General features: G+C 38.1%; 7 protein-coding genes and 1 pseudogene. 5 read left to right on the top strand and 3 right to left on the bottom strand.

The window, feature by feature from the left end:
* Positions 1-140 (bottom strand): annotated as a pseudogene (locus G611_RS15985) (IS5/IS1182 family transposase); the annotation flags it as partial.
* Between the two features lie 258 nt (positions 141-398).
* Here G611_RS15985 and G611_RS0110090 point away from each other — a divergent pair.
* From G611_RS0110090 to G611_RS0110080, 3 genes are read left to right on the top strand one after another with little or no spacing between them, the layout of a single operon-like run.
* Complete coding sequence (locus G611_RS0110090; protein WP_028243504.1) at positions 399-872, top strand: hypothetical protein; 474 nt, start codon at positions 399-401, stop codon at positions 870-872.
* Between the two features lie 34 nt (positions 873-906).
* Positions 907-1,395, top strand: coding sequence for a gamma carbonic anhydrase family protein (locus G611_RS0110085; protein WP_028243503.1), 489 nt, complete (start codon positions 907-909; stop codon positions 1,393-1,395).
* Positions 1,396-1,421: 26 nt separating this feature from the next.
* Complete coding sequence (locus tag G611_RS0110080; protein WP_028243502.1) at positions 1,422-2,093, top strand: alpha/beta hydrolase; 672 nt, start codon at positions 1,422-1,424, stop codon at positions 2,091-2,093.
* Positions 2,094-2,100: 7 nt separating this feature from the next.
* Here the strand turns inward: G611_RS0110080 and G611_RS0110075 are convergent, their stop codons facing one another.
* Complete coding sequence (locus tag G611_RS0110075) at positions 2,101-2,985, bottom strand: AraC family transcriptional regulator (RefSeq protein ID WP_051195208.1); 885 nt, start codon at positions 2,983-2,985, stop codon at positions 2,101-2,103.
* Positions 2,986-3,243: 258 nt separating this feature from the next.
* On the opposite strand from G611_RS0110075, the gene G611_RS14635 reads away from it, so the two are divergent.
* Both G611_RS14635 and G611_RS0110065 read left to right on the top strand, forming a co-directional pair.
* A complete protein-coding gene (locus tag G611_RS14635) occupies positions 3,244-5,184 on the top strand; it encodes a beta-L-arabinofuranosidase domain-containing protein (RefSeq protein WP_051195207.1) in 1,941 nt (646 codons plus the stop codon).
* Positions 5,185-5,200: 16 nt separating this feature from the next.
* Positions 5,201-7,189 carry a TIM-barrel domain-containing protein gene (locus G611_RS0110065; protein WP_028243500.1) on the top strand — a complete coding sequence of 663 codons (1,989 nt, stop codon included), beginning with the start codon at positions 5,201-5,203 and terminating at the stop codon, positions 7,187-7,189.
* A 144-nt stretch (positions 7,190-7,333) separates the two neighbouring features.
* Here G611_RS0110065 and G611_RS14630 read toward each other — a convergent pair whose 3' ends face one another.
* Positions 7,334-8,752 carry an IS1182 family transposase gene (locus G611_RS14630; protein WP_155942219.1) on the bottom strand — a complete coding sequence of 473 codons (1,419 nt, stop codon included), beginning with the start codon at positions 8,750-8,752 and terminating at the stop codon, positions 7,334-7,336.
* Positions 8,753-8,939: the final 187 nt, after the last annotated feature.

The raw sequence follows: 8,939 nt of genomic DNA, 5'->3' as shown, positions 1-8,939 counted from the left end.
TTATCTCTGACTAAATCATAAATAAAAGACCAATCAATGGCTTTATCTATGATTCTTAGAAGATGATCCTGGGGAACCAAGTCATCAGTACATACAAATTCAATCTGCTTTCTAGCCTTCTCATTTTGTTCTGTAATCATTATTCTAACCCCTTGTTTTGATACATTTATTATACCAAAAAAGAGGTGAGAAAGCTTGGAAAATCAAGGATTTCTCAGCTTTTAGTTAGCCTAAAAATGAAAGAACTGGAGTCCGCTGACTCCAGTTCCTCCTTATTAAAAAGAAAAGGTCGCGACGAAAGCCGCGACACTTTGTCTACACTCTGAGAGATGGGAATATTTTCCCATCTCTTTTTTTGCTGTATAATAGAGAAAAGTATTAACATGGAGGTCCTACAAATGATGGATTTAGGAAAACTAATTGAAGATTGGGTAGCATTGATGGAGGCCAAGTCTGATTTCGTTGAAGGTGAAGATGAGATTCACATGGAAGAGTACCTTGATTGCATTAAGGAAACTTATGATGCAATTACAATGGTATATGACGAGATTAGCAACAACTCTAAGCTTTCACCAGATTTGCTGATGACATATTTTAATTTAATCGAATTAATAAGTATGTATGCTGCGCCTGTTTATATGGATGAATCAGAAAACCATACATTTGCAGTTTCAAGAATTCTTGCAGAGGAATTAGCGGCAGTTGCAGCCAACTATATCTACGCAAAGGAAGATGAGGATGAACCTTTTGAGGAAGGCGTATTATCTTCAGTTGCAGGATTTGAGTACGAAATAGAAAGAGTCCTTTACTATGATGTAAATAAAAGAGACTTAAGTGACTTCCAGGAGTTGGCTGAGGCTATTGGGTTCTAACGAAAAAATATAAAGAAAAGCTGAGGGGATATATATGAGAACCATAGACAATAGTGTTTTTATAGCGCCAGGTGCGCAGGTCATTGGAGATGTGACCATAGGTGAAAACTGCGGAATTTGGTACAACGCGGTGGTAAGAGGTGATTCCCAGAAAATCACAATCGGAAAAAATACAAACGTGCAGGATTTGGCGTGTTTGCATGTAGACAAGAGCTTTACACTTTCAGTAGGTGATAATGTTACCATTGGCCATACTGCAATAGTTCATGGGTGCACAGTAGGTGATAATGTGCTCATCGGTATGGGCGCTATAGTTATGAATGGAGCCAGGATAGGAAATAACTGCATCATAGGCGCTGGCGCTCTTGTTACAGAAAATATGGAAATCCCTGATGGATCCCTGGCATTCGGAAGTCCAGCAAAGGTAATTCGAAAGCTTTCAGATGCAGAAAAACAGGGCATTATTGAAAATGCTGAGCTTTATGTAAAGCATGCAAAGGACAGTCTGCATAATGAACAGTAAAGGAAATTTCTGGAGAGATTTTGTAGATGATTATTGATGACAAAAGTATTTTTCTATACGGGGAAACTAATGAGGGGGCACCGCTAGTCATTGTTAACACCTTTGATGGTGACGAGCATGAGTTAAACGAGCTATTGGCAAGGATGGTTGATATTCCCTATACGTTGGCTGTTATTAGCGATGTAAACTGGAATGATGAGATGACTCCATGGGACTGTCAGCCTCTGTTTAAAGGGGACAAGCCATGCACTGGTGGTGCTGATGATTACATAAAAAAGCTGGAGGATGATATTGTTCCAGCTATTATAGAAAAGCTAAAGGCAAAGCCTGCATACATCACTATCGCCGGCTATTCCTTAGGCGGGTTGTTTGCAATTTATAGCTTGTATCACACCAACATTTTCACATGCGCTGTCAGTGCGTCAGGTTCCATGTGGTTCCCAGATTTTGTAGACTACGCTACTAGTTACAATCTGGCAGTGATGCCAAAGCGCATCTATTTTTCTGTAGGTGACAAGGAAGCCCAAACTAAAAATGCTATCTTTAAAACAGTAGAAGATAATACGCGATTACTCTGTAAACATTTCGCTAAGCTTGGCATTGAAGACACCTTTGAATTGAATGAAGGCAATCACTTCAAGGACGCCGATTTGCGTTTAGCCAAAGGAATTGCGTGGGTATTGCAGCGTCCTCTTTAATCGTAGATTATACATGATACAAAATTCTTTTCGCATAAGAATTTCTGTACTCAGTTGGAGTGAAGCCGGTGGCTTTTTTAAAGGTGCGGGAGAAATTGTGCACGTCTGAAAAGCCTACAGATGTTGCAATTTCTGTGATACTGCGGTCACTATCGGTTAGATAGAAGGCAGCGGTATCCATCTTTTGTGAAATAATAAATTGCTTTAGGGACAGGCCTAAAACATCACTGAATACTCTTGATAAATATTTAGGGCTATAGCCGAAATAATCCGCAATATCATTGATGGTGAAGTTGTTGGATATATTTCGTTTAACATAGTCAACAATATCTGAATAAATCTGCTTGTTGTTTAGCAGGTTTTCATTCTTTGGAAGCTCTGTATTAATCTGACCGTACAGCTCTGTAATAATAGCAGTTAATGATGCGTTTAAGGTTAAATCAGGATAATTGTCTCTGTCCAAATCCTGAAGTCGTTTCATCTGAATTATTAATCTTTCAACTCGTGGTACAGCTGCGTTTTGTGGAATCAAAAAGCATTTGGCTCTTTGGTAGGATGGTGCTTCCCCAGTGGATATTTGGGCTGGGAAAGAAAATAAATCAGCTGTAAAATGAATCCAATAAAAACAGCAGTAGGATTTTTTAATACCTTCTCTTCTAGAATCACTTGGTGGAAGAAATAGGTATTCACCCTTCTCTACCTTAAAATCTTCGTTCATATATCTCAAATAAAGTGTACCCTCAGTTACAACTATAAATTCATAATCGAACTGCAATGGCATACTCTCATGTTTCCATTCGTCTGATAAAGCTTCAAATTTTCCACTTCGAAGATAATTAAAGATATGGTTGCTTGGAAAAACCATCAACTTATCAACTTTTTTTCTATTCACTTAATGTAAACCCCCTGGAAAAATATCACAAAATGACACCTAATGTGAAAAAGTGACACTTGATTCACAAAAATGACACATTTTTCTTTCGAATATAAAGAATAATACCATGTTTTGACGGCAAATTAAACATCTGTGGAATTTACACCTAATATCAGTTTACGTATATTTAGATAAAATTCGTTTAATGTTACACTTTTTTCAGTGCAAAATGCACATTATTGTCAAAGGATAATAGAAAGACGAGGATAATTAATAATGAACAAAAACTTGAAACCTATAAGTTTGGCTTCTTGCAAGGTGACTGATAGCTACTATGATGAAGCTCTCCATTTGCAGGTGAAGAACATGCTAGCATTAGACCCAGACAGATTTTTAGCTGGATTTAGGGAGACAGCAGGAATAATAGCTGGTATGGATGAGAAAAGCCTCACTACATTCATGAATGCAAAGGAACGTTATGGCGGAGGCTGGGAAAATGGTCTTATAGGTGGACATACTCTAGGTCATTACGTAAAAGCGTTAGCACAGGCGGTAGTTAATCCAGGTTTAGATTCAAAGGAACAAAAGGCTGTAAAGGAAAGATTGGATTACATGATAAATGCTCTGGCAGAGTGCCAGAAAAAAACTGTAGGTAGTGCCTATGAAGGCTATTTATTTGGTGCAACGTTACCTACTCAGGAGTACTTGGATAACCCTGTATTACAGTTTGATTATGTGGAAAAGGGCATGTCAGATCCTTTCAAGCAGGCATGGGTGCCTTGGTATACAATGCATAAAATCCTTAGCGGCTTAAATGCAGCATATCTTTATGCAGGAAATGAAAAGGCATTACTGGTAGCCAACAAGCTGGGGATTTGGATTGCAAACAGATGCGAAGGATGGACTGAGGAGCAGCATGAAAATGTGCTTTCTATAGAATATGGTGGAATGAATGATTGTCTATACGAGTTATACGAAATCAATAGAAGCATTGCAGATAATGGCTTGGTCTATGGAGATTTTGAAAGATTTAAAAACGCTGCACATTCTTTTGATGAGGTCGCTCTTTTCAAGAAAATATCAGCAGGCGGAAATGATATCTTAAACGATACTCATGCTAACACCACAATACCAAAATTTATTGGTGCGCTAGCTAGATATGAGGTGGATAATTCAGCTACAGATTATCTTAAATATGCCAAAGATTTCTTTGATATGGTTACAGGTAAGCACACATATATCACTGGTGGAAATAGCGAGAATGAGCATTTTGGCAGAGATAATATCTTAAATGCAGAAAGAACAAATACAAATAATGAGACCTGTAACACATATAATATGATAAAGATGGCAAGAAGACTCTTTGCTGTTACAGGTGACAAGAAATATTTGGATTATAGTGAACAGACAATGATAAATGCAATAATGGCATCTCAGAATCATGCAACTGGCTTCACTACATACTTCCAGCCAATGGGTACAGGCTTCCAAAAGGTGTTCAACACATTAGACGGAAACTTCTGGTGCTGTACAGGCACAGGCTACGAGAACTTTACAAAACTTCAGGATGGAATTTATTTCAAAGAGAATGATAAGTTAGTAGTAGCAATGTATCTGGCTTCAGTATATAAGGCAGACGGCTATACATTAACGCAGGAGTGCGATTTCACTAAATCTGATGAAGTGAAAATAAGAGTAGATGTTAAAGAAAAAACATCAAACCTTGATTTATATTTACGTATTCCTCACTGGATTCAGGGCAAGCCAGAAGTTAAGGTGGGCCATTCAGTTGTGGAGCCTAAAGAAGAAAATGGTTTCTACGTAATATCAAAGGAGCTTATTCCTACTGGGGGAGATATAACAATCAGATGGCCTATGGGTATATCTTGTCATAACTTGCCTGACAGCAAGGATACCTACGCATTTTGCTATGGACCTTATGTACTTTCAGCTAGGCTTGGAACAAAGCATATCAAGATAAAGCCACACGGTATTGATGTTGTAGTGGCAGCTGAAAAATGTGTAGATTCTGATGATGTTGTTATCACTGCCGAAGCTTCAGTAGATGAATTTATGAAAAACATCGGCAAGTATCTTATAAAGCAGGATGGCTGCATGGATTTTGAGTTAACAGGTACAAACAAAAAGCTGATTTTTACTACTCACTACAATCAGTACAAGGAAAGCTACGGTATTTATTGGAATTATAGTGCTTAGGAAAGAGAGATGTATTATGCAATTTTTTTCAACAGACAAGGAATCACTGATTTTTAAATGCAATGGCGAAACACTAAAAATTGAACCATGGGGAAAAGATAGCTTTAGAGTAAGGGCTGTAATGGTAGGCGATATTTCCGATTATAGCGCTGCATTGCTTGAACCGGAAATATCTGAACATAAGGTAGAGGTTTCTATCCAAGAAGCCAATGAAGGCAGAAATGCAAAAATCGCAAACGGAAACATTACTGCTGAATGCTACGTTAAACCATGGGGAGATTTGCTTCGCATTTCTTTTAAAGAAACTAATACTGAAAAAATATTGCTTGAAGAGATTACAAATGGTGGTGCACTTGCTAAAAGAGCAAGATATTTCAAGCACATCAGCGGGGATCTGTATAAGCTAAAGGTTCGATTTGATTCAAATCCTGAGGAAAAGCTCTTTGGAATGGGACAGTATCAACAGGAGAGGATGAACCTGAAGGGCTGTAACATGGAGCTTGCTCACAGAAATTCTCAGGCTAGTATTCCTTTTGTGTTATCAGATAATGGCTATGGATTTTTCTGGAATAATGCCGCAATAGGCGAGGCTCATTTTGGACTGGATACAACAGAATGGGTTGCAGAAGAAACCAGACAGTTGGATTACTGGATTACTGCAGGCGAAACCCCTAAGGATATCCTTCAAAATTATATGAAGGTAACAGGTCTCCCACCAATGATGCCTGAATATGGCCTTGGCTATTGGCAGTGCAAGCTTCGTTATTATAATCAGGAGCAGGTGTTAGATATCGCCCGTGAATATCATAAGCGAAACATCAAAATCGATGTCATAGTAATAGATTACTATCATTGGCCAAGATGTGGTGACTGGCGATTTGACCCAGAATATTTTCCTGATCCAAAGGCCATGATTAAAGAGCTTAATGATATGGGAATTCAGTGCATGGTTTCCATCTGGCCACAAGTGGATATTCGTAGTGAGAATTTTGCGGAAATGAAACAGCAGGGGTTACTTGTAAGAAGTCATTCTGGTGTAGATGTTCAAATGGTTTTCCATGGGGACAATCTTTTCATGGATGCTACAAATCCAGCAACAAGACAGTATGTTTGGGATAAATGCAAACAAAATTATTATGATTTAGGCGTTAAAACATTCTGGCTGGATGAGGCAGAGCCGGAGTTTACAGGCTATGATTATGAAAATTACCAGTACCATGCAGGCTCAGTGCTACAGATAGGAAACATTTATCCCCGTGAATATGCCAAAGCTTTTTATGAAGGACAAAAGCAACAGGGACAAGATAAAATAGTAAATCTTATTAGATGCGCCTGGGCAGGTTCTCAAAGATACGGAGCTTTGGTATGGTCTGGGGATATAATGTCTAACTGGGAGGATTTTAGAAAACAAATTGTAGCCGGATTGCAGATAGGAATGGCCGGAATTCCATGGTGGACTACCGATATTGGCGGTTTCCATTGTGGTGATGTTAGAACAGAAGAATTCAAAGAGCTTCTTATCAGATGGTTCCAGTTTGGATGCTATTGCCCAGTAATGAGAATGCATGGAAGCAGAGTTCCACATACTGAAATAATAAATAAGGCAGGCGAGGTAAGAGAAGTAACTGGCGCCGACAACGAAATCTGGAGCTTCGGAGAAGAAGCCTATGAAATAATGAAGCATTACATTGAGGTAAGAGAGTCCATGAGAGATTACACTCGTTCATTGATGGAAGAGTCTTCAAAAACAGGTGCGCCTATTATTAGAACTTTGTTTTATGAATTCCCTAATGATGAAAAGGCATGGAATATCACTGACGAGTATATGTATGGTTCAAAAATACTGGTAGCGCCAGTGTGCCATAAGGGTGAGGTTAAACGAAATGTGTATTTGCCTTCAGGCAGCAATTGGGTAGATGCTACCACAGGAGCGCAATATGAGGGTGGTGTGAGCATCTTAGTAGATGCTCCATTAGAAAAAATTCCAGTATTTAATAGAGTGTAAAACTATAAAGACATGAAAAAACGAGGGCAGCTATGCCCTCGTTTTCAGACTGTAGACAAAGAGGATGCTGCAAAACTCGGTTTTGCAGCATCCTTTCCTTTTTCCAAGATTCTTTTTTGGATTTTTGTTAAAAATGGCCTTTCTTTAGGCCATTTTCAATTCCCATTCTTGTTGCATTTTTGCTAGTTTCTTTAAATTCATACACGCAAAGGTAAGCGCGACTTTCATTGTCATGCGCGCTTTACCATACATCTGTGTATACCTAAAACCATGATTCTCTTTAGCTGTTCCAAAGATTCTTTCTATGGTTTCTTTTCTGTGAGAGTATAACTCTTTCATACCTAAGGTCTGTCTTATATCTTCACATGCTTCCATGTATTCTTCCCAGACATGACGGTTTACAACTTTTACGTGATTCTTACTTGCTGTACATTGTCCTAAGAACTCACATTTCTCACATATGTGACTGCAACTTTTGTATTCCTTGTAACCATCTCTGTTTGTAGTACTGTATTTTAATATTTGGTTATTAGGGCAAATATAACAGTCGTTGTATTCATCATAGACATACTCATATTTCTTGAAGAAACCATCTTTTGTCATTGGTGCTTTGTATGGAAAAACAGGTTTTACACCATCATCGAGTAATAACTTCGCAATGGCTGGAGTTTTATATCCTGCATCAACAACACATTTTTCCATTCCAATATTTTGAAGCTTATCATACAGACCTTTGAAAGTTCTGCTGTCATGCTCATTGCCAGGATTAACATCAAAACCTAAAATCCACCCATTTTTATCACAGGCAGTTTCTATTCCATAAGCAAAGACATGTTTGTGCTCACCCTTTCTAAACCAACCACTTTCAGGATCAGTAGTGCTACATTTGATTGTTTTACCATCCAATGGAACATCATCAGTGTATTCTTCAAACTTATCATTACCTCCTGACGAACCAGATGAGTGGTTATCATCATCTTTATCTTTCAATGGCTTTTTACCATGAGCAGCTCTATCTGATGATATTTCTTTTCTTAGCATCTCTTCATAAAACAATGCTTCCTGCTGAGCGATTCTTCGTTGCATCTTTTTATTATTAGCTCTTGCTTTTACATGAGTTGCATCAACAAAAATTTCTGTTGGGTCAACAAGTTTGAAGCGATAGCATTCTTCCAAGATGTGCTGAAAGATTTGCTCAAATAAATCAGTACCTTCGAATCTTCTTGAATAGTTCTTACCGAAGGTTGAAAAATGAGGAACCTTATCATAAAGTTCAAGCCCAAGAAACCATCTAAAAGCAACATTCACCTCAATCTCTTTTATAGTCTGGCGCATGCTTTTAATTCCGTATAAATATTGAAGCAATGGGATTTTGATTAGAGTGACAGGATCAATACTTGGACGCCCCTGATCAGGAGAATATTTATCTCTGACTAAATCATAAATAAAAGACCAATCAATTGCTTTATCTATGATTCTTAGAAGATGATCTTGAGGAACTAAATCATCAGTACATACAAATTCAATCTGCTTTCTAGCCTTCTCATTTTGTTCTGTAATCATTATTCTAACCCCTTGTTTTGATAGTTTTATTATATCAAAAAAGTGGCTATAAAGCTTGTAAAATCAAGGCTTTCTAAGGTATAAGTTGGTTTAAAAATGAAAGAACTGGGGTCCTCTGACTCCAGTTCCTCCTTATAAAAAAAGAAAAGGTCGCGGCGGAAGCCGCGACACTTTGTCTACACTCTGA

The organism is Pseudobutyrivibrio ruminis AD2017, from assembly GCF_000424305.1.
GTDB lineage: Bacteria > Bacillota > Clostridia > Lachnospirales > Lachnospiraceae > Pseudobutyrivibrio > Pseudobutyrivibrio ruminis_B.
The sequence above is the reverse complement of the archived record's forward strand: the minus strand, read 5'-3'. Positions and strand labels throughout refer to the sequence as shown.

What these genes read in the sequence shown, in the direction of transcription:
- G611_RS0110090 (WP_028243504.1), top strand. Translation starts at nt 399, where the DNA reads ATGATGGATTTAGGAAAACTAATTGAAGATTGGGTAGCATTGATGGAG.
- G611_RS0110080 (WP_028243502.1), top strand. Translation starts at nt 1,422, where the DNA reads ATGATTATTGATGACAAAAGTATTTTTCTATACGGGGAAACTAATGAG.
- G611_RS14635 (WP_051195207.1), top strand. Translation starts at nt 3,244, where the DNA reads ATGAACAAAAACTTGAAACCTATAAGTTTGGCTTCTTGCAAGGTGACT.
- G611_RS14630 (WP_155942219.1), bottom strand. Translation starts at nt 8,752, where the DNA reads ATGATTACAGAACAAAATGAGAAGGCTAGAAAGCAGATTGAATTTGTA.
- G611_RS0110065 (WP_028243500.1), top strand. Translation starts at nt 5,201, where the DNA reads ATGCAATTTTTTTCAACAGACAAGGAATCACTGATTTTTAAATGCAAT.
- G611_RS0110085 (WP_028243503.1), top strand. Translation starts at nt 907, where the DNA reads ATGAGAACCATAGACAATAGTGTTTTTATAGCGCCAGGTGCGCAGGTC.